21 protein-coding genes are annotated in these 24,465 nt (G+C 59.2%); 14 read left to right on the top strand and 7 right to left on the bottom strand.

The window, feature by feature from the left end:
• The first annotated feature begins 296 nt into the window (after nucleotides 1-296).
• The 4 genes from I2I05_RS21500 to I2I05_RS21485 all read left to right on the top strand — a co-directional run bounded on the left by I2I05_RS21500 (nucleotide 297) and on the right by I2I05_RS21485 (nucleotide 3,528).
• Nucleotides 297-1,070 (top strand): hypothetical protein, encoded by a 774-nt coding sequence (locus tag I2I05_RS21500; RefSeq protein WP_196284330.1) that lies wholly within the window; start codon nucleotides 297-299, stop codon nucleotides 1,068-1,070.
• Between the two features lie 48 nt (nucleotides 1,071-1,118).
• Complete coding sequence (locus tag I2I05_RS21495) at nucleotides 1,119-2,189, top strand: sensor histidine kinase (protein WP_196284329.1); 1,071 nt, start codon at nucleotides 1,119-1,121, stop codon at nucleotides 2,187-2,189.
• Nucleotides 2,164-2,916, top strand: a complete 753-nt coding sequence (locus tag I2I05_RS21490) for a LytR/AlgR family response regulator transcription factor (RefSeq protein ID WP_196284328.1) — start codon at nucleotides 2,164-2,166, stop codon at nucleotides 2,914-2,916. Before I2I05_RS21495 ends, I2I05_RS21490 begins: the two co-directional genes overlap by 26 nt.
• 183 nt (nucleotides 2,917-3,099) lie before the next feature.
• On the top strand, nucleotides 3,100-3,528 hold the full coding sequence (locus I2I05_RS21485) for a hypothetical protein (protein ID WP_196284327.1): 429 nt from the start codon (nucleotides 3,100-3,102) through the stop codon (nucleotides 3,526-3,528).
• Nucleotides 3,529-3,841: 313 nt separating this feature from the next.
• Here the strand turns inward: I2I05_RS21485 and I2I05_RS21480 are convergent, their stop codons facing one another.
• Complete coding sequence (locus tag I2I05_RS21480) at nucleotides 3,842-4,255, bottom strand: hypothetical protein (protein WP_196284326.1); 414 nt, start codon at nucleotides 4,253-4,255, stop codon at nucleotides 3,842-3,844.
• Nucleotides 4,256-4,793: 538 nt separating this feature from the next.
• Nucleotides 4,794-6,392 (bottom strand): IS1182 family transposase, encoded by a 1,599-nt coding sequence (locus I2I05_RS21475; RefSeq protein WP_230688475.1) that lies wholly within the window; start codon nucleotides 6,390-6,392, stop codon nucleotides 4,794-4,796.
• 724 nt (nucleotides 6,393-7,116) lie between these two features.
• On the opposite strand from I2I05_RS21475, the gene I2I05_RS21470 reads away from it, so the two are divergent.
• The 8 genes from I2I05_RS21470 (at nucleotide 7,117) to I2I05_RS21435 (ending at nucleotide 16,292) form a co-directional block, all read left to right on the top strand.
• The gene (locus I2I05_RS21470) at nucleotides 7,117-7,890 is read left to right on the top strand and encodes a ParA family protein (RefSeq protein ID WP_196284325.1); all 774 of its coding nucleotides are present in this window, start codon (nucleotides 7,117-7,119) and stop codon (nucleotides 7,888-7,890) included.
• Between the two features lie 5 nt (nucleotides 7,891-7,895).
• Nucleotides 7,896-8,249 (top strand): hypothetical protein, encoded by a 354-nt coding sequence (locus tag I2I05_RS21465; protein ID WP_196284324.1) that lies wholly within the window; start codon nucleotides 7,896-7,898, stop codon nucleotides 8,247-8,249.
• A 666-nt stretch (nucleotides 8,250-8,915) separates the two neighbouring features.
• A complete protein-coding gene (locus I2I05_RS21460) occupies nucleotides 8,916-10,097 on the top strand; it encodes a replication initiation protein (RefSeq protein WP_196284323.1) in 1,182 nt (393 codons plus the stop codon).
• 329 nt (nucleotides 10,098-10,426) lie between these two features.
• Nucleotides 10,427-10,753 carry a hypothetical protein gene (locus I2I05_RS21455; protein WP_196284322.1) on the top strand — a complete coding sequence of 109 codons (327 nt, stop codon included), beginning with the start codon at nucleotides 10,427-10,429 and terminating at the stop codon, nucleotides 10,751-10,753.
• A gap of 321 nt (nucleotides 10,754-11,074) precedes the next feature.
• Nucleotides 11,075-11,338 carry an Imm32 family immunity protein gene (locus I2I05_RS21450; RefSeq protein ID WP_196284321.1) on the top strand — a complete coding sequence of 88 codons (264 nt, stop codon included), beginning with the start codon at nucleotides 11,075-11,077 and terminating at the stop codon, nucleotides 11,336-11,338.
• 185 nt (nucleotides 11,339-11,523) lie between these two features.
• Nucleotides 11,524-12,483 (top strand): tyrosine-type recombinase/integrase, encoded by a 960-nt coding sequence (locus tag I2I05_RS21445; RefSeq protein WP_317192394.1) that lies wholly within the window; start codon nucleotides 11,524-11,526, stop codon nucleotides 12,481-12,483.
• 536 nt (nucleotides 12,484-13,019) lie between these two features.
• Entirely contained in the window at nucleotides 13,020-13,646 is a 627-nt protein-coding gene (locus I2I05_RS21440; RefSeq protein ID WP_196284320.1) for a T9SS type A sorting domain-containing protein, read from the top strand.
• A 24-nt stretch (nucleotides 13,647-13,670) separates the two neighbouring features.
• On the top strand, nucleotides 13,671-16,292 hold the full coding sequence (locus I2I05_RS21435) for a hypothetical protein (RefSeq protein ID WP_196284319.1): 2,622 nt from the start codon (nucleotides 13,671-13,673) through the stop codon (nucleotides 16,290-16,292).
• Nucleotides 16,293-18,461: 2,169 nt separating this feature from the next.
• Here I2I05_RS21435 and I2I05_RS21430 read toward each other — a convergent pair.
• The 5 genes from I2I05_RS21430 to I2I05_RS21410 form a co-directional block, all read right to left on the bottom strand.
• Nucleotides 18,462-18,836, bottom strand: a complete 375-nt coding sequence (locus I2I05_RS21430; protein WP_196284318.1) for a VOC family protein — start codon at nucleotides 18,834-18,836, stop codon at nucleotides 18,462-18,464.
• 344 nt (nucleotides 18,837-19,180) lie between these two features.
• On the bottom strand, nucleotides 19,181-19,957 hold the full coding sequence (locus tag I2I05_RS21425; RefSeq protein ID WP_196284317.1) for a LytR/AlgR family response regulator transcription factor: 777 nt from the start codon (nucleotides 19,955-19,957) through the stop codon (nucleotides 19,181-19,183).
• The gene (locus tag I2I05_RS21420; protein ID WP_196284316.1) at nucleotides 19,954-21,162 is read right to left on the bottom strand and encodes a sensor histidine kinase; all 1,209 of its coding nucleotides are present in this window, start codon (nucleotides 21,160-21,162) and stop codon (nucleotides 19,954-19,956) included. The genes I2I05_RS21425 and I2I05_RS21420 overlap by 4 nt, the downstream gene beginning before the upstream one ends.
• Nucleotides 21,163-21,248: 86 nt before the next feature.
• Nucleotides 21,249-22,496 carry a DUF1624 domain-containing protein gene (locus tag I2I05_RS21415; RefSeq protein ID WP_196284315.1) on the bottom strand — a complete coding sequence of 416 codons (1,248 nt, stop codon included), beginning with the start codon at nucleotides 22,494-22,496 and terminating at the stop codon, nucleotides 21,249-21,251.
• Between the two features lie 252 nt (nucleotides 22,497-22,748).
• Nucleotides 22,749-22,913 (bottom strand): DUF3606 domain-containing protein, encoded by a 165-nt coding sequence (locus I2I05_RS21410; protein WP_317192393.1) that lies wholly within the window; start codon nucleotides 22,911-22,913, stop codon nucleotides 22,749-22,751.
• A gap of 368 nt (nucleotides 22,914-23,281) precedes the next feature.
• Here I2I05_RS21410 and I2I05_RS21405 point away from each other — a divergent pair, with 368 nt between their 5' ends.
• Both I2I05_RS21405 and I2I05_RS21400 read left to right on the top strand, forming a co-directional pair.
• On the top strand, nucleotides 23,282-23,668 hold the full coding sequence (locus I2I05_RS21405) for a hypothetical protein (RefSeq protein ID WP_196284313.1): 387 nt from the start codon (nucleotides 23,282-23,284) through the stop codon (nucleotides 23,666-23,668).
• A 42-nt stretch (nucleotides 23,669-23,710) separates the two neighbouring features.
• On the top strand, nucleotides 23,711-24,274 hold the full coding sequence (locus tag I2I05_RS21400; RefSeq protein WP_196284312.1) for a DUF4304 domain-containing protein: 564 nt from the start codon (nucleotides 23,711-23,713) through the stop codon (nucleotides 24,272-24,274).
• Nucleotides 24,275-24,465 lie beyond the last annotated feature (191 nt).

Raw genomic sequence — 24,465 nt, 5'->3', positions numbered from 1 at the left:
CAACCGTAGCACTGCCCGGCGCTACCGTGGAGCGACGTGAGGGAGCAAGTAAAGGAAATGTAGTTTGCGGAAACGGTGGTAAGGTAAACGCGCGCCGTTCAATCAATGGAGGGCTTTTGTGAAAAGACCATTCCCGAGAACAAGAGGGCTGGCACTGCCCGTCGCCGCGTTCTCAAACATTCGCGGGGGCTTTTCCGGCACTGGCGCGATTTTTCCGGCACTGGCGCGAAAGTACCAGCAGGCGCGGCTGGGCCGGGGCAGTTTTGGGCCATCAATCACCTCACCCCTTCCCAACCATGACGGTCCAGCAACTCGCCCGCGACGTAAAATTCCTCAAAGCCTACGCCCTGGCGGCCACCCTCCTCCCCGTCACGGGGCTGCTCTTCGCCTTTGGCAAGCCCGACAAGCCCGTCCGCTTTGGCGAAATTTCGGTGGAGCGCCTCAACCTGGTGGAGCGCGACGGCACAGTGAAGATGATACTGAGCAACCAGGAGCGGTTTCCGCAGGGCGTGACCATCGACGGCAAGCATCTGGACTACAAGCGCCCCCACCCGGGCATGCTGTTCTACAACGCCAAGGGCGAGGAATGCGGCGGCCTGATTTTCGACGGCAACCGCGACCAGGACGGTAAGGTGTCGGCCGGCGGCCACTTCTCGCTCGACCGCTTTGGCCAGGACCAGGTCGTGGCACTCAATTACCAAGAGCAGGGTGGCTTCTACAAGGCCGGCCTCACCTTCAACGACGCGCCGGAGGAGTCGACGACGGCCGTGGCGGAGAAATACAAAGCCGCCACGCCCGAGCAAAAGCAACAGGCCCAGAAAGATGGCAAATTAGGGTTGCAGACCCGCCTGTTCGTGGGCACCACCGCCGGCCGCTCCTCGGCCCTGATTATGGCCGACCAGCGGGGCGAAACCCGGATGATGCTGGTGGCCAATACCGAGCAGTCGACCCTGGACTTCCAGGACAGCCAGGGCCGTACCCGCCTCAGCATCGGGGTGGACAAAAACAACCAGCCCATGCTGCGCTTTCTCGACGAAAACGGGCAGCCCAGCAAGCCGGCGGGCCAGTAGTCGGGTTCGCTTGGGCGGTGTCTTCTCTCCTGTATCTTGCGGCTCACGATGCGCAAACCGCCCTGGTTCTACCTGTTCGTTTTCGGCCTGGCCCTGCTGCTGGCCGTCTACACCCGCCTGACGATGGCGGACCGCGCCGAGGACTTCTACCTGTTTCCCGATGCGCCGTTCTGGCTGTTTCTGGAAGCCTTGCTGGTGGTGCACCTGCTGGACCGACTGCACGCGCGGGCGACCCGCCGGGGCCGGGCCAGCGAGCAGGCGGCCTACTACTTCGGGCTGCTGTGGCGGGGAGCATTGCTCTTCGTGGGGCTGCTGCAGCTGCTGCAAGTTGCGCTAATGCTGGCCCACGTGGGCCGCGGCGACTACGGCAGCTGGTACGAGGTTGTCCGCTGGCTGTCGGCGACGCTGTTTCTCTACTTGCTGGCGGGCAGTGTGTACCTGCCGTTTCTCTACCAGCAGCACGCCAGTGAGGTGCGGCTGGCCCTGGCGCGGGCCGAAAAAGCCGTCACTGAAGCGCGGCTCCGGGCCTTGCAGCAGCACGTCGACCCGCACTTTCTGTTCAACAACCTGAATATTCTTTCGTCGCTCATCGAGCCGGCCAACGGGGCCGCCCTCGACTATGCGAGCCACCTGGCCAGCCTCTACCGCTACCTGGTGCGCGCCGGGCAGCGCGACGTCGTGCCCGTGGCCGAGGAGCTGGCCTTTGCCCGCGACTACCAATTTCTGCTGCAGCGGCGCTTTGGCGCAGCCTACCGGTTTGAAGAAGATGTGCAGCTGCCGCTGGCCGGCCAGGCCGAGCGGCTCCTGCCGCCGGGAATGCTCCAGGAGCTGCTCACCAACGCCGTGAAGCACAACTTGGCCAGCCGGCAGCACCCGTTGCTGATTCGCGTCACGCTCACGCCTACGGCCCTGCGCCTGGAACACCCGCGCCGGCCGCGCCCGGTGCCGGCCGCCGGCACGGGCCGCGGCCTGCCGGGGCTGCGGGCCCGCCTGGCGCTGCTCACCGACCAGCCCCTGGTGGTCGAGGACACGCCCACGTATTTTGCCGTTACCGTGCCGCTGCTGGCGGCCTTACCCCCTACGCCTGCTGCCCATGCGCCTGCTGCTGCTGGAAGATGAAGAACCGGCCCTGGAGCAGCTGCGCCGCCTGGTCCTGCAATTTTACCCCGCCGGCACGGTGGTGGGCGAATGCCAGCAGGTCAGCGAAGCGGCCGCGTATCTGCGCACCCACCCGGCCCCCGACCTCATCCTGTCCGACATTGAGCTGCTCGACGGCAACGTGTTTCAGCTCTTCGGCCAGGTGCCGGTGAGCAGCCCCGTCGTGTTTGTGACGGCCTATGACACGTTTCTGACCCAGGCCTTTGAGCAGAACGGCATTGGCTACGTGCTCAAACCGCTGCGCTACGAGGCCCTAGCGGCCGCCCTGCAGAAGTTTGAGCGCCTGCGCCACGCCTTTCAGGCCGATGCCCTGCGCCACCTAGCCGCGCTGGCGGTGCCCGCCCCGCGCTACAAAGAGCGGCTGGTCAGCAAGGTGCGCACGGGCCTTTACCTGCTCGACGTGGGCGAGCTGGCATACTTCCAGCTGCGTCACGGCGTCACCCACGCCGTGGACCAGCAGGGGCGCAGCTTTGTACTCAGCGAGACGCTGAGCCAGCTGGAAGCCGTGCTCGACCCGGCCTGGTTCTTCCGGCTCAACCGCAGCGAAATGGTGCACCTGCGGGCCGTGGAGCGCCTGGAGCCCTACTTCAACGATGCGCTGGTGGTGCACCTGAAAGGGCAGGCGGCTACCCTGATCAGCAGCACCCACCGCACCCCAGAGCTCCGCCGATGGCTGCTCGGCAGCTGAGGATGGCCGGGACTTACGTTGATAAAAGCACCTGCTAGGCGTGCTAAAGATCAGTGCATTATAACGGTGCCTTCAGCCACCGCGTGCGTTGGTGATGGCCCCGTCTCACGCGCGAAGCGCACCCGACCGTTGGCTTGTTTTGGGAAGAAACCGCGCGCCTCGAACAACCGCTATGTTTGCCGGATGAAACGCCCCGTTCTCGTCTTTTGGCTGCTGTTGTGCAGCGCTCTGTTGCCCGCGTGTAAAAAGGCGGCTACTGCGCCAGCGGTCTCCGTCCGCTACTCCGGTACGCAAGTGGCCACGTTGGAACCCTTTGTCCTTGCCTTAAGCCTCGACCCGGCATCCGGCAACGTTGAGACGTTGATGGCAGAAGTGCCGACCGAAACGCCCCAAAGCCGGACCATTGCCCCCAAGAAAGACCGCCGCGTGGTGGTAACGGCCCAATTCCGGAACGTCTACAACACCACGCCCGTGCCGCCCGGCGCCGTGATTCAGGTGGAAGTGCTGGTGGGCACAGCGGTGCGCCGCACCATTCGATTGGATGCCAGTACGCCCTACAGCGGCGGCGGCTTTCAGGAATCCGCCGTCATTATGGACTATTCCGATTTTTAGCATCCCCGCGCTTTCAGCAGTGCCGCTCGGGCACGTACCCCCTTCCACGTGCTTCCACGGTTACGGCAACCGGCCATCGTGTGCAAGTCCTGTTCCGACCCCACGCGGATGCGGGCGAGCCACCCCTGAAACCCGGCGGTCGCTCCGCTGACGTGGTGGACGTGGGGAAAGAGGCGACCCGCACCGCGCTCCATCTTCCTGTCAGGTTCGAAACGCCGCAGCCCGTGTCAGACATCACGGCAGCGGGTACTGGTCCCTTGGCACCAAACGGGCGGGGACCCCGGGTGGACTTTGCTGTGCCCAAACGATGTGTTCATTTAAAGGGTCGAAACAATAACAGCCGCGTTTTGACGGACTCCCCCTCATAGTAGGCCAATCGGCCGGGGATAAAGGACAAAATGGTGCCAAAAGGGGCACCCACTATTGCCTCAAGCGCCTCGGCAATAGCCATTTCCTGTTCAGATAGGGCGCGTTGTTCCGAAATAACGTAACAGGTCCGCGACGGATAGTATTGTGCCACAAAGCGGGTGATGTACGCGATTTGCTGGTCCGGTCGGCCCGGTGGCACCTCCTGGGCGTAAGCTGGCGTGAAGGCGTCCAAATGCGCTAACTCTGCCGCAAAGACGCGCTCGCCATCCTTGCCTTCGAGAAGTGCTTGATACCGCTTGCGCCGGTCCTTGGCGATGAAGTAGCGGACAAATTCCTGGGCGTGTAAGGGATTGGGCATGGACGAGAAGCGGGCAGGAATTGACTCAGGGCCACCGAAAGTACAGGAACCCTCGACACAGACACTGTTTTCGTTCAGTTAAAGGGTAGGTTTCCCGTTAGGCGCAGTGGTTTTCTCGCGGCAGAGCCATTTGAGCGCTCCTTTTTGCGGAGAACGCCCCCCACCCGATCGGTGGAAGGGCCCGGTTCGGCCCGGTTCGGATTAATTTTCAATCAACTTTAACTACGTTTGATTGAAAATCACCCGGTTGCTGCTGCTGCATGGCTTACCATAAACGTCTTCCCACGGTGCGTACCTGTGCGCACTGCCACGCTTCGTTTGAGGCGGCGCACAAGGCCCGCCTCTACTGTTCGAACTCGTGCAACACGCTGGCGTGCCGGGCCCGAAAACCCCGCCCAACCCCGGATTTGCCGGCTCGCGCGGCGGCCCCTCCCCGACGCGCCCCCGGCCCCGCCGCCTCCTTGCCGTTGGACGTCCAAACGCTTACGGTGGTCGCGGCGGGCCATCTGCTGGGCCAGGCGGCTTGGAACGTCGGGGCCTACGTCGTCGAGCAGTTTGCGCTACCCGCCCCGGCCCTGCTCCCGCCGGCCCCGGCCCTTGACCGCAAAGCGTCCCTGGACCAATTGGTCGCCCGGTACGTGCCCGGCCTCGCGCCGGGGCCCACCGACGCCGAGCCGCCGGCCGAACCATAAGCGAGGTGGCTGTTGCAAAAGTAAAGTAGGAGCCAGCGAAAGGGAGCAGGGGCGGGGAGCACGATCCCCCACCCGCCGGGCTGGTGGGAGTTAAAGCGCAGACACTTCTTCAGATTGTAGGCCATGGCGGCCAGATACATGACTTTGGCGGCTCCTGCTTGGCCTTTCTTGCTGAGGTGGCGCAAGCCAAAGTAATTAATCAAGCTGCCTAGCACTGGTTCGACCGTGGCGGAGCGAAGCCGCCGCATACCTTTTCCGACTCGCGTGGCTAGGCGTTCCAACATGCGCTCGTAGTGGGCTTTGTAGGGCGTATGGTGCAGCCGCTTCTCCTTGGCCTTTTTGCCCTTGCACTGCTCGGCCAGTGGACAGACCTTACAATCAGCAGCCTTGGCCATGTAACGTTTCTTCGCATTACCCTGCGGATCAACAAAGACCTTATTAAAGGGCAGTTGATTGCCCTGTCGGCAGGTATAGCTGTCCGTAGCGGCATCGTAGGTAAAGCCCGCGTGCTCGCTTTTATACCCGCCATGGGCCGGAATATAGCCGGTTAGGCCCCGTGCTTCCAGCTGCTCGTAGTTCTCGCCCGAACAGTAGCCCGCATCGGCCACAACAATGGTCATGCCCATCCCATAGGTGTGCAAGCGCTGCTGGGTCGCGTCCACGATGGCGAGCAGATAGCGGCTGTCGCGCCAGTCGGCTAGGTCCGCGTGGATGTGGGTGATCACGTGGTGCGCCGTATCGACGCTCACACTGGCCGTATAGGCTAAGATGCGGGGCTTGCCCGACTTGAAGGCAATGCGCGCCTCGGGATCAGAAGGGCTGTAGTGCGTGAGATTGCTGACGAGTTGCCCTGGTTTATTCGGCGCGGCTTTTAGAATTGCGGCGTGGAAGCGTTGGATATGCTTTAAGCGGTCAGGCGTAGCCGTGATGCGGGGCGCTTGGCCATCACTTATGGTGGGGCTCGCCCCGGCCGCCCCACGGGAACGCTTGGGCTGGAGCCGGCTCATGGAGGCGTTGGCTTTAATGTAGGCTGAGTCCAGCACTTGGGTATGGCCACTGACCAGGCCTTGTTGGATGCACAAGCCGACGATGTGGGTAAAGCAGGCTTCAAAAACCGAAACGGGGAGGCGTTGCCGGGTACGCGAGACCGTACTATGCCAGGGTAAGGGCTGCACGAGATCATACCCCAAAAAGGCGCGGATGCCCAGATGCAGCTGAGCCAGCTCCAGCAGCTTCCGATCGGAGGTAATATTCTCCAAGTGCCCAACCAGCAGCAGCTTGACGAACACCACGGGATCGAGCGAGGGCCGCCCGCCCGCGCTGTAGAAAGGAGCGAACAGGGGCCGTACGAAGCTGAAATCGACGGTCTGCAGCAGTTGCTGGTAGAAATGGCGCGCAGGCACCAGTTTCAGCAGCGAAGTCTGGAGGGGGTGAAAGCCGAGCATATGCTCCTAACTCCACACGCTCTCAGGAAGTTGACTTTTGCAACAGCCACCTAGCTTATGTTAAACAATCCGAATTAAGTGTCTCACTAGCAGATCGTTCATCCAAAAAACGCTTATTGTTATTCCCTGCTCGATTGGTTTGCACTCGTTGTCGCTACTCCTATCGTTTCTGAAACGCACGTGTCCCAGGTGCGCACCCTGGTTTTTAACTCATTTTCTTTAGCCTTCGCAGCAGCCTCACTGCATCATCGCTCTGGGCTTACCAATTTTCAAATGTTACCCTGACCAGGCAAAAGAAACGCTCATTCTCACTATGCCTGCAATACCATATTGCTGTATTGCTCGTATTTATATATTTTTTTTTTGTATTGCAGTATTTATTAAGTGACACTGGTTCCGAATGACTACTCGTCTCGATAATTACCTATCAAGGCTACCGCTTGGTGTGTTGCAGGCAGAAGTGCAAGTCGTGAAAAACGTAAGGTCAATTTGTAAATCACTTACTTATAGCTTATTTATAAGATTTTTTTGCAATAAATATGTATTGCAATACGGTCACACCCATTGCTACATTTAGGTGTGCTGAAGGTAAAGAACACTGGGTATTGCCGTATTGCTCGTTATTCTGCATTGCAATACAGCTAATATTTATGTATTGTATGTATTGTCGTATTGCAGTGTTGCGTAATGGCAGTATGTTTGTGAAGAATTCATCTCCCTTCGCATGCGCATTCTAACATTTGCCAACAATAAGGGTGGGGTCGGCAAGACGACCTCCGCTCTGTCTGTTGCCCACCGCTTGGTTGAATTAGGCAGCAAAGTACTCTTCATCGATGCCGACCCGCAAGCCAATGCCAGCACGGCTTCTGGGCTACCGGCCGAACACCCCCACTTGGGCCTAGCCCTCACGGAAGGGGAGGGGGTTCCCACGCTGGCTTCGCTCTGCTATCCGCTCAGCACGGGCTTGAGTATGGTGCGCTCGGCGCGCATCATGGCCCAGCAGGAAAAGGGTTTCGGCAATGCGCCCGATTACCAGTTCTTTTTCCGCCACCAGCTCGAAGATGTGCAGTCTCGTTTCGACTACGTCATAATCGATACCGCCCCAAACCTAGGGCCACTTACCGTATCGGCACTGGTGGCCAGCGAAGCGGTATTCATTCCGTTGCAACCCAATTTATTCGGTAGTGAGGGGATGACGGCGCTCATTGATATGGTAGCCCGTCTTAAACGCAACTTTAATCCACAGTTGCGGGTGGGAGGCATCTTTTTCACTAAATACTCGCCTGCCTACCGTAAGGCTCTCCACCACCAATACGCACGCGACCTGCAGGCTGACCCGGCCCTGGCCTCGCTGATCATGAGCCAAACCATTCGGGAAAATGTTTCACTGGATGAGGCCCAGAGCATGCAACGGCCCATCTATGACTGGGCCCCTAATTCCAATGGGGCCGCTGACTACCGCAGCCTCACGGACGAAATTCTCACCCGCATTTCCTAATTTTTATGGCTAAGCCCTCAATGACTGGCTCGCGCCCCCGGGTGGCTGCGAGTACCGATGACCTGATATACGGGGTGGAGTCCGCTGCGGTCCCGCTTCTCCCAACGGGGCCGGTGGCGCTCCCCCCGCCAGTTGAGCCGGAAGCTGTCCCAGTAAGCCGGGTTGTGTTCACCAACCAACTCAAGCCCGACGTCTACCGCGAGTTGCGCCAGTACGAGTACTGGGCGCACATGGAGTTGCACGAGGTGCTACATGAAGCTCTAGTGGCTTATTTGGCCGATAAGCCCGAGGCAAAGAAAGCCCTGCCTCCTAAAGTGGCCGCCAAAACACTCAAGCGCTTGGTGCGCAAGCCCGATTAGCAGGTATAACTAGTAGCCTGCTTGCTTCTCCCAGCACCGCACGCAGAGAGCTGTCTTTGCTGCAAATAGGGGAGGGGCTCTACTGCCGCCGGATTGGCTTAGCCAGGGGCCCTACACTGTTCACCGCGGAAGCCGAATCTAACAGCAAGTGTAGCGACAGACAGTGGAGCTTTAAAAACTGCGTTCCGATAGACTGTAAGTTAGCGTTTGGCGGCAGCAGTATGCAAACTAGTAGATTACACCGCGCCGCGCAGCCGCAGCCCGAAAACTAACTGCGGTACGGGCCTTTTTTTTAAAGAAAAAAACAAAAAAAAGCTAGCTCTTTAAAATATTAAACTATATTAGAAGTATTACTGTGCGCACAACACATTGATTACCATTGTTTTGAAATTAGTATGTGTAACTAAAAAGACGTCAAACGTAACCGGAAAGACGGCACCTGTAACCAGAAAGACGGCAAGCGTAACCCCAAAGACGTTGGCCCCTTGGTTTATCTGTAACTAAAAAGACGGGACCTGTAACTAAAAAGACGAAACCTATCTGTAACCAAAAAGACGTTGCCATTTTATTCTAAGTGCAACTAAAAAGACATTCGGTGCCGGTTCTAAGTGTAACTAAAAAGACGTTGGCATCCTGCTCTATCTGTAACCAAAAAGACGGCACTCAATGCAACCGGAAGACAACCCAAACCAGCAGCTTGCTCAACACAACGCTCTGATAAACGCCCGTTTTTCGATGATACCGCTGCAAATGCGGCTGTTCGTATCCATGCTGGCTCGGCAGGACTTTGGACAAACCGAGTTCCGCAGTCACCTTATACCAATCAAGGAATTGATTCTTGATTCACAAGGAGGGTCGGCCTATGAACGGGTGGATGCTATGTGCCAGAACATCATGGAGTTTAAAATCTACATCGAGAAGCTGGAACCCCAAACCCGCCGTCGCACCAAAAAACCGGCCTTTACTTACATCAATCTGATTTCGACAGCCAGTTGGGAGCCCGAACTGGGTGGGGTCGTGGCCAGCTTCAACGTGGATGCCCTGCCCTACTTGCTGCAACTTCAAGAGGCTGGCAATTTTACCCTAGCCGACCTAAAAGAGGTTCAGAAGCTCAAAAGCCCCTCCGCCCTCCGCATCTACTGGCTACTGAAAGAATACGCGGAATTTGGCCGTCGCACCATGAGCGTACAAGAGTTACGGTTTGTACTAGATGTGCAGGACCATGAATACCCCCAATTCAGGAGCTTCAAGGCAAAAGTACTAGAACCTGCCCGAGATCAGCTTGCCATCACCGACATACCCTTTTCCTACGAGGTGCAGCGGCAAGGCAAGGTAGTACAGCGGGTTAGCTTTCAGTTTGCGCGCAAGGCTCCTGCTAAGAAAGCGCCTGTTTTGCCGGTGGACTCTTGGGCTACCGCGCTGTTGGAACTAGGGTTAAAGTCCGACAGTATCAAACAAGTAGAAGCCCAGCTAAAAGCTAAAGAATACGATGAGGGGTACTTGCACTTCGTTGTCGAAAGAGTTGGGTCGCAACACCGGTTGGGAAAAATTAAAAAGCCTGCCGGGGCCATCTACAAAGCATTGGTAGAAAAATACCTGTTGCCGGATTACCTAGAAAGTCAGCGTGTAACTGCTCCACCAAAAAAGGTACTGGCTGCCAAAAAAGCCGCCGCGACTACTGAAGTTGCTTATTCAGTGTCTGAAGTACGGGCTATGTATGATAGCCCAGGCCCCTTCGCTAAGAAGGACCGTCTGCCCACCTTTGAGGAGCATTTACAGGCTATTTACCTCTCCCAAGGATTTAGTATGGAAGAACGCGGCGGTCAAGAATGGCTTGTGAAGAAGTAAGGAAACAATGGTGCTAATGGCTATGAACTGTTAATAGTGGCTGAAAAAATGATTAATACTCACTACTTCAGCATATTAAGTACAAAACACAAGTCACTTAAGTATCCGAAAGTAGCTTAAGTACCAGGGGCTCAGGCAGGGGTATAAAAAGGCACATCGACAGGAGCGGGGTGTGCCTTTTTATACTACAGCTATCGCTTTAGGAATGAAGCTAATGGAGCTACTACTGTCGACTTATGAGGCGAGTGCTCCTCTTTCAAAGGGGCTGCTTTTTTTAGAAAAAATGGAGCCCCTGCTGCTCGTTGTCGTTTCTTCGTTTACGGGCCCGCTTGGCGACTCCTCTCGTTTCGTACCCGTACCGCCCCTTGTTGCCGCACCGCGCCATGAAGGACCTTGCTGACATTTTTGCGACCACCATGGCGCTCTCCGACGAGGTCCAGGTGGCCTTTGACGCCCGCCGGCGCACCGATCCGGCCCACACGGTCCGGGGCCGGTTCTTCCTGCGGCTGGACGAGGGCGCCCCGGTGCTCATCGGCGAAGTCGTCTACAGCGTGGCCTTCCTCACCCAGGCCCACGAATACGTGTGCAAGGCCTACTTGGGGGCGGACGCGGAACAGTTGCTCAACCGCCTCGCGGAGGCCGCCGACGACTTATAAAACCTATTCTTTCGCAGCCCGTCGCCTCAGCTGTGGCAGGGCGATCCGCCACGTCGTGGTCATCCCGAGGACCTGCGAAGGCGGGCCCGGGTACCACCGCCGACCCGGCACCGTGCCGCATCCAACGGCGGCAAGAGGAGGGTATAACGTTAGTTAAACGTGCGTTTGGTAAACCGTCGCGGTCCAGCCCCACCCGCCGTGGTGGCTGTTCGTTTCGCTACCGCGAACGAGTCGGGCGGGCCGGTAAAGACCCGGGGGTGTTTCTTTGCGGGCGGGCCAGCGCCAGCCCCGGCCCCTCCCGTCCCCACGCCTCCGCCGCCCATGGAAATCACCCTCCACGTCCCCAATTACGCCCCCGAACGGGGGATTAAGTACCACTGGGAAGATGACAGTGGCATTACGGTCCGGCTCGAGGCCGGCGAGGTGATCATTCGGGCCAACCCCGCCGGCTTGCGCACGCTGGCCAACCACCTGTTGAATCTGGCCCAGGAGGGGATGCCCGTTGGCAGCCACATGCTGTTCGATTCGGATAACGGGCTCGAAGACGAGTCGGTGACCTTGGTGCTCCAAAAAGACGAGGACTGAACCCGCTCGCGCCCCAGTTTTCGGAGGCCCCAGGGGAGCGCCGCCCCGGGGCCCAACGGCCAGCAGGAAACGACCCCATCCGGCGGCGTATTGAACAGGCGCCATAGGGCCTGATAAACCTTGCTTATCGTTCCCTATCTTGCCCCCCAAAAGCCCGTCCGTTGCGGGCGGTTTTCACCTGCTCCGTGTCGTCTGACCTCCTCGCACCATCCCCGCCCACGGCCCAGCTCCCGGCGCACCTCGTGGCCTCCTCCACCCGCTACGTCGAAACCGGCCTGCGCGGGGCGGCCAACACGGTCCGCGCCTACGCCGGCGACTGGCGCCGCTTCACGGCCTGGTGCGCCCTGCATGGGTTCGACCCACTGCCCGCGCCGGTCGAGGCGCTGGCGGGCTTTTTGACCGAGCTGGCCGACGCGGGCAAGAAAGTCGCGACCATCCAGCGCCACGCCGCGGCCCTCGCCAAGGCCCACGCGCTGGCCGGCCACGACTCGCCCACCGCGGATAAGAAGGTGAAAGTGCTGCTGAAGGGCATCGCCCGCGAAAAGAAGACGCGCATCCAACAAGCGGCGGCCTTTACGCTCGCCTCGTTCAAGCGCACCATCCGGGCCATCGACGTCACGACGCCCACGGGGCTGCGCAACCGGGCGCTCTTGCTGCTCGGGTTTACGGGGGCCTTTCGCCGGTCCGAGCTCGAAGCGCTGAATATCGAGGACCTGGCCTTCGACGAGGAAGGCTTGGTGGTGTCGCTGGACAAGAGCAAAACCAACCAGCTGGGGGCCGCCGAGGAGAAGGCCATTTTCTACTCCCCCGACCCGGCCCTGTGCCCGATTCGCGCGCTCCAGGCCTGGCTGCGGGTGCTCGACCGCACGGAGGGGTGCGTGTTCGTCTCCCTGCGCAAACACCAGCACCTGACCACCCGCCGGATGACGACCAAGTACATTAATTTGATTGTCCAGCAGTACCTCGGCGCCCCCTACACGGCCCACTCGCTCCGGGCCTCCTTTGTCACCGTCTCCAAGCTCAACGGCGCCGACGATTCCAAGGTCATGAACCAGACCAAGCACAAGACCTCGGCCATGATCCGCCGCTACACGCGACTGGATAACGTAAGGCAGCATAATTCCGCCAAGGAATTGGGCCTGTAACAGGCTGTCATGGAAGTTGATAAGATGTAATGCCCTCAGACGGCCACCGGTGCCGGGCCGTTTCCTCCCTGATCGATTGATGATCTACCCTTCAATGCCTAGCGCTAGAGCGCTAGAAGGCTGAATTTCTGTGAGTGAGTAGGTTTATTCAACCTCTGCTAGATAAGCCTACGGTGGGGAGGCCTTTTTATTCAACACCCACAAGGAGGGATGCCATACAAAGAATAAGGCAACAAAGCTGTTTCGTTAAGCTAATTTTTTATCAAAATAGTTTTAGTTAATGTTGACAATGTTTAAATTTTTGGTTAACTTTTAGTATGAAATGGACGGCTCGCCGTCCCTGGTTAGACAACTACTTCCCGACCGAAGCACCTGCCCCAGCGCGTCTTACGGCGCCCCAGCTCTGTCAGCGCCCACCCGTAAGTTGGCGACCTGTCAGCCAAGCGCTTCCCAAAGGGGAGGCCTATCAAGAGAATCCCGGCTGAATTCCGCCGGATCACCGATTCGCTGCTTATCCCTGCATTTCCACTTTTCCCATGAGACACCACTACTGGTTGCTGCTCCTGTTGTTAACAGGAGCCTTGCGCAGCGTCGCCCAGTCGACCTTGCAGTTTACCGTAAGCCAAGCCCCGACACTGGTCGTAGATGCGGGTCCAGACCAAACCATTCGGCCTGCGGAGCGGGTGGTCCTGGGCGGACCGACGCCTGCCACCGGAGGGGCGGGCCCGTACGTGTACGCCTGGACGCCGGTCACGGGCCTCAGCCGGCCCGACGTAGCTCGTCCCACAGCCTCGCCAACCCAGACCACGGTCTACACCTTGGCCGTGAACCAAGCCGGTGGTTGCCAAAAGGTGGACCAAGTCACGGTCACGGTTGCCACCGTCACGGCCGCGCACCCCGGGCCGGACCGCTTCGGATTACGACTGTACCCGAACCCGACCCGGGGGGCCTTTACCTTGGCCTCCGACGTGTCCCTGGGGGCTGGAACAGTCCACTTGGCGGTGTATTCGGGTTTAGGCCAACTGTTGTATACCGAATCGCTACCCGCCAGCAGCCAAAAGCTGGAGCGCCTCATCGCCATGCCCCCGCCAGCTGCCGGCCTCTACTTTGTGCGGCTCACGGGCCGCGACGTGAACCGCGTCTTCCACTTGCAGGTGCGCTGAGCGCCGCGCTATCCCCTCCCGCTTATGTACCTCCTCTATTCCTTTCCGCCCCTGCGGTGGCTCTGCGCCGCGTTCTTCCTCCTGAGTGCCAACGTCGCCTTTGCGCAAGGAAACACCCCTTTTAAGTTGCACCTGGACCGGTACCGAGGCAGTATTCAGTGGCAGCAGTCGCTGGATCGCGTGACGTGGACCGATGTTCCCAACGCACAGCAGGCCGACGCGTCGCTTGATCCCAAACAGACCACCTACTACCGGGCCAAGATTACCGAGGCGGGATGTGCCCCGCTCTACTCCGATGTCAAGGCCGCCTATGTCTATGGCACCATCCGGGTGTCGGCCAAGCTCGCACAGGGCCAAGTCCTGTTCCCGGCGGGCTCCACTGTAAAAATATCGGACTGCACTATCAGGTCCTTATGGGACAAAGGTAAACTACAGCCCGATGGCCGTTTTGAGCTGTTGGTGGCCGATTCGACGGCCGAGGACCTATTGATCCTGACGGGGCCCAACCAAAAAGTACTCATGCTGGGCACCTACTATGGCAGCCAACCCTCCTACATCTTAAACGCCCAAAGCACGTCCCTGGCACTGTTAATGATGTACCCATGGCTCAAACCCATCCCCACGGCTCGAAAGGGGAGGTTGGTGCAAGCCTACAAGGGCGAGCCCGAGTTTGTCACTCTCACCCGCCACGTTGAATCCTTAATCAAAAAAGGGGGCGATCTTTCTGAACCGGCCAACCTGGACATCGCAAAAACTGCACTCTTGTTGGTAGGCAAGGGCTTTAACAATTCCCGCCAACGACTCGCAAGCCCAACGGCCTTTGACCCAATTGACATCGAAGAGGAAGGCAACTCGACCATTTTAGTGCGCAACAATACCTCTTACAGCTACGCTGTAGGCATTTACCGCAAGCGAGGCAACACCTTGGCCTTGGCAAAAAAGTTTATGGTTGCCGGTTCGTCCTTAGCAGAGTCGCCATACAAAACTTTCATTGGTGAGGCGGATGCGAAAACCGAGGTGACCTACGACTTCGTCAAAGAAGAACAAGGCGAATACCTTATCAAGATTCGCAGTGGCTTGGCCAAAGACGGGAGTGCAGAAGATGAGGCAGCACTGGATGTCAATAACCGTGACCTGGTGATTTCTTTTTTCGATAACGTCTTCACAAATATCTTAGGGCTGCGAGGAGTGGCGAAAGACATCAAAGATTGTGTGGATGCTGCTGTTGGTGCCAAAGCCTCAGTATTAAAACTAGCGTTCAAGCAACACGTCTTAACGGGCGCAGGGGTACCAACTAATCAATTCCTCGATATCATGATTCCCGTGATGGGAGATATCGCCGGAGTTATAGGCGGTTGCAACATTGCACCGGATAGCAAAGATTTTCTAAGTCTGGCTTTCAAAAGCACGGTGTGGATTAAGAATGTTTACGATGCTGCGCCGACGATGCGTTTTTTTGTTGAGTGGCCCGTTCGAGCGAAAGCGGTGGACGGGTGCAAGTTCGTGTTCGTGCAGGGACAGCAGAAAAAAATCGTTAACTGCTTCACCATTGTAAAAAACAATCGCTCCTCCGATCCGGTGTCCCGCACGAATAATTACGTCTGCGATACCGTCACGGCCAAGGTTCGGTTGAAAGAAGACCCGCGGTACTATCCGTACCGCACCGCTTTTGAATTCCCCACTGTCGGGGTTGCGGTATTTTGGAACGTGATTGCAGGAGGAGGCGCCTTGGTCAGTGGCACGCCGGCTCTTACCGGGCGGCTTACCACAACGGATGAGAACGGGGAAACGCAGGTTGCTTGGAAATTAGGCGACAAGCCCGGCGGGCCCCAAGAAGTCACCGCCCAAATTTTGAACCAAGATTTTACGGAGCTGAAGTCAGTTAACATCGTCAGCGGAGCCGTAGTGCCCACCGTGGCGCCTTACAACACCGCCGGCAACGGGAACAAGCAGACCGGACCAGTGAGCAAACCACTGCCCAAGCCATTGGTCATCTTTCTCCGGGACGTAGCGACTAATTCGCCCGTCTTCCGACGCCGGTTTGAGGTGACGTGGGCACAGGTCAAGGGGACGGGCAAAGTTGAGCTGGATGAGAGCCACTCAACCGACCTGTTTTCCGCGTGGACGTGGACCTTGGGCTCGGAAGCAGGCGAGCAAATTGTAAAGGCTACGTTGGTGAACAAGGGATGTGCTCCCTGGAACATTGCGGAGAAACCAATTTTCTTTCAAGCTACTGCCACCGACGAATGCCTGCCCGCTAATGCCCCCCTCATGCAGTTGCTTACAGGTGGCGGCACCAAAACGTGGTTGTGGACCAGCTACAGCATCAATTCCAGTCCCATTCCCAACTGTTCCGGGCCCACCATCGGCGGACCAGCCCTTCAGTTTAGCAGTAATGGGCGAGCAACCGGCATCAACATTGGCGAAGTGGATGACGATGGGGAAGAATGTTTCTATAAACCCGAGAGTAGCGTTCGAAACGGAACATTTTGCCTCAATGACCAAAGAGTGGTGAAAATCACCGTCCAGGCGGGACCTGATGTGGGCACCACAACTTACACCATTTTGGCTATTTCGGCGACCGCTATGACCGTCCAAACCTTCAGCGATGGACAGTGGGAGACGTATCGGCTAGTCGCTCAATAAACTGCTTGCCGCCGAACACACTGGGAAAATGTACAATTTGGTCCCACTCTGTGCAAAACAAAAGCGTTGCGAATCCGTGGAGTTGAAATTTGGAACGGGCACAAGGGTGCTTGAACTACCCAGAAACCATTTATCAAGACGACCCTACCTCTAAAAAAAGCATTAGGTCAATTTTCGAAAAACTACCGTTTTAGAAACCGTTCCGCTAACCTTACCACCGGCCCCGAAAACGCGCTTTCTCGGGGCCTTTGGCAGAGAGGTTTTCCGAACGCTGGTTTCTGGGCACGACCCGAAGGAAGTACCGCTGGTTATTAGGGCATCACAAATGAAAAAGTAACGTGTTTTTTCATTCTTGATGCTATAATAGTCAGACACTTACGGACTCTCATCGCATCCATGGAACGATGCGCTTTTCCGTCGTACACGGCCTGCGCATTCGCCCTTTTATGCACTAATTACATGATAATCATTTGTTTACAGGCTTACACGAGGCAACTACTGCCTGCATTTGCCCAGGAGTATTGGACTGTTTTTCCGGAATTGCACCGCCTTAACGCATTGATTATCAACTAGTGCCCCGGTTTTGGGCGGTTGACCGTAATACTAATGGCCTGATTATCAACAAGTGCCCCAAAAATGGGGCGCTTGTCAACCTGGATAACGCCCTGTCTTTCAAGGAGTGCCCTCGTTTTTGGGCGCGCAAACGGTCGATGCCCCCGGATGCCACCATCCCAACGCCCCAAATCAGGGGCACTTGTTGATAATCAAACCATTGCACTAACGCCGGCGCTCCGCAAAGGTGGGGCACTTGCTGATCGTCAGGTCGTTATCACTTCGGTCAACCGCCCAAAACCGGGGGCACTACTTGATAACCAGTGGCTTAACGAGGGAGACCGGGGGTGCGCACGAGCCCCCGCGTTGCACACGACCCGATGCGCCAGCGCCAGGAAAGCGGAAAGCGCCGGGGGCAACCACCCGGAACCCGCGGGCTATCACGCGGTTTAAGCGGCTGGGGGCTAAGGGGGAAGACGCGCAGAAATCGTGTAAAAGCAGTAGCTAATGCCCTTGCAATGAAGTAGTTGTGGCGGTGAGATTCGCCTTCGCTGCGACGAACCGCAACGGTGCAAAATGGAGCGCAACGAGATGACGGCCAGCATGTTGCAGCCCTCCTGCCAGAACAGACGGTCTTTCCGCGGCGTGTCCATCGGCCGGGCTTCACCTTCACAAGTCGTTGGTTAACAAGGCATTCATGAGCGATTTTACACAAAAACGAACGTGCGGATGACGTATGTAATTTAGCGCACAATCCCCTGACTAGTTGCGCGTTATGAAGGTGAACCCCGTGGCACACCACCCGTTCCGCCGTCCCAACGGGTCACGAAAGCCCCGTTCCGGAGGCAAACGGCGCCCGTTGCACCCCGCTGGCGCCGCTTGTAATCAGCTAGTTAACGCGGCAAGCGAGGGGGATAACGGCCGTAGCATGACGCCACCGGCAGGCAGTAACGCGGCAAATAGTTGTCCATCAAGGCATTATGGACGTTTTTGCACGTTTGCTGGCCCCGCGACGGGAACGAATATAACCTCTACAAACACCTAATTACAAGGCGATTAACCACTACTCTACCGTATTCCCGCGCGTCACCGGCGGGAAACAAACACGAATCAATGGCTGGAACAGTCTGTCCATCAACGCCTTAAACGCATTGCGCAAAGCACATTTCGCTGATTTTTACGCATCACAACGAATTGCTTATCAGCAGAATATGCCCCAAATTACCCGATTTTTACCCGCGACCCCACTCCTCCACCAGGTGTGACTACTCGCGTGCTATAACTTGTTCGATTGCACCACGTCGGCCCACCAAAGCATCGCCTACGTCAATCACTGTTAAGATGAACGACGTGAGCGCATCTACGGGACACCGTGGATAAGTAGTCACTTGGTAGGGAATGGTGGAGCAACGAACGCGCAAATGGAGGCCCACTCGGCCCTGAGGAATAAAGCGGCACGGCCTTCGCTACCGCGTATTGGGCAACTTCGGAACCGCGCCTTGCGCCGTTCCGGAAGCCACCCTCAGTCCCCGCTAGGCGGAACTAAGGCAACCGACGGCATTTGCTCTGTTGCGCCAAACGCCGTCGGCTGGGCAAGGAGCCCCGCGGTACTCCGCGCTACTTGCCCGGGAGTTGTTGCAACGTCCACGTATTGCCATCGGGGTCCTGGAAACCAGCGTGCAGGATGCCGCCCAGGTCCTGAATGCCGCCCATGGGCACGCCACGGCCCACTAGTTCGGGGCGGGCCCGGCCCACGTCGGCGACGACCAGGTGCAACCCGCGCAGCGAGCCGGCCGGCATGGCCAGGCCGGCCAACCCCTGGCTCAGCACAATCGAACAGGCCGAGCCCGGCGGAGTCAATTGCACCACCCGCACCGTGGGACGGGGCCGCACGTCGTGGTCAAGCACAAAGCCGACTTGTTCGATATAAAACGTTTTGGCACGGTCGATATCGGTAACCGGTACCGGCACGAGTTTGAGTTTTAAATCCATTAAGCGAGAACAGGATGAGGTGAATATAAGGTGACTGTTTTAGGATACGGTGCGCGGAAAACCGGCCCAAGTAGCAACCCCGGCGGGCTGCTTGGCTCCGCTGGGCGGGCCCCGGCATTTGCCCATGGACAGCGGCGGGGGCTTGAAGGCCTGGCCCAAAGAATGGAGCGCAGCGGGATGGTGCCGGGTGGCGTGGGTTTTCTCCGGGAGGGGCTGGTAACGCCACGGGAGGAGGCCCGTTGGGGCGCTCCTGGGTCCGCGCTGGCGGGCTGGGGGCCACGCCGGGCGCGAACCGGCAGAACAAAGGCTACTCAGGGGCTTTCAGCAGGAGCTAAAAGGAGGGGTTAGCTGGGCGCGCCGTGAAAGGCCCCCAAGTTGTCGCGGTAGGTGCGGGTCCACTTGAGCGTTTCGCCGTTGTGCAGCTTCACCAAGTATTCGCCGTTGAAGTAGGCTTCGAGCTCGGCGACGTGGTTCAGGCCCACGATGCAGGAGCGGCTGATGCGGGTGAAATCCAGGGGCGCCAGCTGCGGTTCGAGCTGCGTGAGGCTTTGGTAGATGAGGTGGGTGTGGGTGGGGGTGTGCACGCGGAGGTAGTTGCGGTCGGCCTCGAAATAGAGGATGTCGGCCGTTTTCACGAAGAACAACCGGCGCTGCTCTTTTACCAGCAGGCGGTGCAAAAACCCGGGCGCCGGCGGGCCCACGGCCGCCAGCAGGGGCGGCAGCGCGGGGCGGGCCGCGGCATCGCGGCGCTGGGCCAGGGCCAGGGGCTGCTTCACGCGCTCCACCGCCTGCTGAAAGCGCAGCCGGTCAAAGGGCTTGAGCAGGTAGTCCGTCGCGCTGACTTCGAAGGCGCGCAGGGCGTAGGCGTCGTAGGCGGTGGTGAACACCACGAACGGCTGGTGGTAGGGCCACACTTCGCGCAGTACCTCGAAGCCGTCGAGCTCGGGCATCTGCACGTCCAGAAACACGAGGTCGGGCCGCAGTTGCAGGATTTGCAGCACGGCCTCGGTCCCGTTGGCCGCCTCGCCCACGACTTCCAGGGCGGGCTCGTCCCGGAGAAAGGTGTGGATGATGCGGCGGGAAAGCGGTTCGTCGTCCACAATCAGGGCGCGGTAGCTCATGCGGCGGCAGGGTCAGCGTAGGTGAGATTTGGGACCGGCGCGGGGGCCTCGGCGAACGGTACCCGCAGCACCACCACGGTGCCGCCCGAGGCCGGCTGGTGGAACGCGAGGTGCGCGGCGCCGTGGTAGAGCTTTTCCAGCCGGGCGCGGGTGTTGCGCAGGCCAATGCCTTCGGCCGGGCCGTGGCGCCGGGGGCGGGCCGGCGTGGTAGCGCCCGGGCCGTTGTCGTGCACCTGCACCAGCAGCTGCTCCCCGTCGCGGCGGGCCTCGATGCGCAGCAGGGCGTCGCCGGCCAGCTGCTCGATGCCGTGCACCATGGCGTTTTCCACCAGCGGCTGCAGCAGGAACTGCGGAAACAGGCCATCGCGCACGTCGGGCGCGATGGCCAGCTCGATGCGCAGGCGGTCCTGGAAGCGAATCTGCTGGATGTGCAGGTACTTGGTCACAAACTGCAATTCCTCGCGCAGGGGAATCAGCTGCGCCTCGCCGTTGGCCAGCACGGCGCGGAGCAGGTCGCTGAGCGAGGTGACCATGGCAATGGCGCGCTCGTTCTCCTGCGCCAGAATCAGGCCCACGATGGCGTGGTGGGTGTTGAAGAGAAAGTGTGGGTTGAGTTGCATTTTCAAGGCCTGCAGCTGAGCGCCCGCCAGCTGGGCCTTGAGCTGCTCGTTGGCCAGCTCGTAGCGGGTATTTTGGAGGTGCAGGGCCTGGTTGCGGTACGCGTAGGCCGCCACGCTGTATACGAACACCAGCAGCAGGTACAGGGCCAGCGAATTGCTCAGCCGCAGCAGCATGCTGGCCCACACGCCGTCGGGGGCCCAGGCGCGGCCGGTGCGCAGTCCCAATACCTGGTACAGCAGGACGTAGACCAGCCCCGCGATGAGCAGGTTGAGCAAAAACAGCGCCCCCAGGTGCAGCAGCAGGTGGCGGGCCAGCCGGCCCGGCCGCCGCGGCGAGGCAAGGGGGGCGCGGTGAGCCAAATACAGAATAAGGGGCGTGCTGAGCAGCCAGAGCCCGCTGCGCAGCGCCATGTCCAGCGTTTCGGTGCCCGTGAGGCCGTGGCCGCCCTGCAGCGACCAGTACGCCGAGGTTTGCAGGTAGCCCAACAGGGTAAAGCTGCCCCAGAACGCGGCGGCTAGGCCCCAAAACACCGGGCGGCGCATGGGAATGCCGGCGGCCTGAAACACGGTTTGCAACAAGTTCATCACCTTGAATGTACGCTTCTCCCCCATTGCTTTCGCCCGGTGTTCAACAACCGCGGCCCGTCCCGCTGCTTTTGGCAGGTCGGTACTTACAGGTACGACAGCCACCAGTGCGTATGGCGGCGCTTGTACTGCCCGTACCAGCGGCAGGGCCAGTACAGCGCCAGCACCACCAGGGCCCAGACCACATAAGCCCGCAACAGGCTGGGGTGGTAAGCGGCGGGCCACTCGTTGACCGAGGCAAAAGAGAAATTCACCGGCTGGCCAAAGGCCACCCGGGTCCAGGCCCAGGCCGCGCCGCTGACGAGCAGCAGGTGGCCGACGAAGTAGAAAAAAGGCACCTGCCCGAAGGTGCGCGCCCACCGGGCCGGCCGGCCCGTGGCCGGCTCCGTCACGCTGAGCAACAGCAACGCCCCGCCCAGGGTGAGGCACAGAAACAGCAGGGAGGGCGGGTACTTCGTTACGTTGAGAAAGGACAAGACGCTGTAGCCCAGGCCCCGCGGCTGCGTGCTCCAGGGCGCGGGGTCGCCGTACCAGTTGGTGGCGCGCAACGCCAAAAACAGCCCCAGCGCCACCAAGCCGGCCTGGCGCAAGCGGCGGTTGCGCGCCGGCAGCGGCAGGGCAAACCAGGGCCCCAGCACGTAGCCGGCCAGCAGCACGCCCAGCCACGGCCCCACGGAATAGGCCACCAGCAGCGGGGGCAGGGTTCCCAGCGGCAGCAGAAAGGGTGGGTTGTGCAGCAGCGCCCAGCCGGCTGTGCCCGCCGTTACGGGCTGGATAACGGGCAGGGCATCGTGCCCGGCGATGATGGCCCCGGCCAGGACCGCCAGCGCGCCGCGCGGCAGCCAGATGAGGGCGGCCAGCAGCACCAAGCTCCCGCCAATGGCCCAGAGGACCTCCAGCAGTATCAGGTTGTACTGCCACTGCAGCACGAAACTGATGAGTACCACTTCCACTACCACCAGCCACAGTCCGCGCGAAAGCAAAAAACGGCTCGTGCGGGCCCGAGAAACGTGTTTTCGGGCCGAGAGCCAAAGGCTCACCCCCGAGAGAAACACAAACGTGGGGGCGCAGAAGTGCGTCACCCAGCGCGTAAAAAACAAGGCGGCGGATGCGTGCGCCACGTCTTCGGCCCGCACGGTCAGGGGCGACCAAAACTCGCGGACGTGGTCGAGGGCCATGAGGACCATGACCACGCCCCGCACCACGTCGACGGCTTGCACCCGCGGCTGCCCGGGTTCCGCGGGACCGGCTTCCCAATCGCCCCTGCCAGGGAGTGAGACTGACGCGCCGGGCGTCGGGGCAGGGTGTAAAAAGCGGTGCTGCGGCAGGGCCATGGAGGTAGCGGGCTGTGTTCAGTTGCGAAGTATGGGCTGCGAAGTAATCGGTTCGTGCCCACGGTGGATACCAAAACTTTCCTGACAGAGGCATTTTTTATCCCACCCGAGCTTGCGGCTATCCCAGGTACCAATAAATAGGCCCTGTCCGCCCGCACCCCTCCTTCGGACCGTTTGAATGAACGCGATTCTCACTGAAAAGAATCGTCGGGGCCTAGCGCCGCAACGCCCTAACGGGGCCTAATGGCACAGCTACCGCGTCAGGTAAGCGCGCACGTCAGCGGCCAGGGGGCCGACGGCGAGCACGGCGTTGCGCAGGCGGGTTTCGGTACAATTCAGGACTTGGCACCAGTAGTTAACTTCCACGGTGGAGGCCAAGTGAATGCGGGACGGGTCAGCAGGAAGGGAAGGGGGCACGGCACAACGGGGAAGGGGGCGTGCAAAGATAAGTACCCCGGCAAAGGAGCTCCGAGAACCAGACGTTCCCATTTGCCTTAAAAAATCACCGTTTCACTGAGCGGTGCAGCGCACCAAGAGGCGTTCGCGCGCCCGGCACCGTGGGCGAATCCCCCCGCGCTGCCGGGCGTATTCTCCCAGCTGGGCGGGGGTATTCTCCCGAACAGGCGGGCGTATTCTCCGGCAAACGGGGGGAGAATACGCCCGCGCCAACCGTCCTTGTAAACGGTTAGAAGCGCTTATAATCGGCTACTAAACGCTTCCGCTTACCCGTACGACCCTTTCGCTGAACTACTATCTTTCCAACCCTCATCCGGATATCCTCCACTATGGGTTTTTTAAATTCCCTGTTTTCGCGACCATCTTCCAAAGATTGCAGCGACCTGGTGCATGCGCTGCTGAATCACGCGGAGGCCTTGGGACTAGGGCCAGTGGACGTGGAAAACGCGCGGGAGATGCTGCGCTATGACGAATCCGTGCTCTGCTTTGACATCATTGCCAACCAGTTTCACAGCTACGACCTCGAAATAACACCCGCCTTCTACGACCTGCTGGCCCACACCGGGCGCTGCCTGAAGGTCGCCCCAGAGTCGTATTCCTTCAATCAGGAACTCATCCGTTCGGACACGCACATTCCCAAGCCCGTACGCGAAGGGTTGGCCAGCATTATCGGGACGCTACTTAGACCCTCGTTTACCTCCCGACCGTTAAGGTGAACTATGCTAAGAACAGAGGTTCAGCTTTGCTTTGATCAGCTCGTGACGAAGGAGCTGTGGCCTGCTTTCAAAGCCCGAGGCTACCGAAAAACGGGCAACAACTTTCGCTACTACAACCCGCTCGGCTGGGGTAAGATTATTAATCTCCAGAAGAGTGTGTTCGGGGACCGTCACGCTATCAGCTTTACCGTGAACACGGGCTTGTACTTAGCGGAAGCCGACCGCTACTGGACTGGCCAGGTTGCCGCTGACCGCTTCTTGGAGCCCGACTGCTTGGTTCGCGCCCGGGTGGGCAAACTCAGCGGTTCCAGCCACGACGTGTGGTACGAGTTAACAGAGCAGACTGTGCCCACAGTGCTCTACCAGCAGGTGAGACAGGACGTGGAAACCTACGTGCTGCCTTATCTGGATCGGATGATTTCGTTAGACGACGTCGTGCAACACCTGCTGGTGAACCGGCAACCGGCTTCTGCTCAAGCGATTTCTACCGTCTTTGCGTGTGGTTACCACGAGCAGGCCCTGCAGTGGCTGGCAGATGAATTGGCGACCACTACGTCATGCACACACCGACTGCAAATGGAATCCCTAAAAGCCAGTCTGGCTTAGCACCGTTTGGCTGAACCAATGCCCAGCAAATACGGCGTTCAGCCGGAGCTGTCAGGGTCGTTGCGGGTCGCTTCCCTTCAACACCGTCTCCGCCGTTAGTACACCGGTAACTTTTGAGGTGGTCTAGGAGAGCCGGACAGAAGAAGGACGTATATTTCTTCTGTTATGACAGCCAAAAAGAGCGGGTCGTC

It is taken from the genome of Hymenobacter jeongseonensis, from assembly GCF_015694725.1.
Lineage (GTDB): Bacteria > Bacteroidota > Bacteroidia > Cytophagales > Hymenobacteraceae > Hymenobacter > Hymenobacter jeongseonensis.
This window is presented reverse-complemented; position numbering and strand designations above follow the sequence as displayed.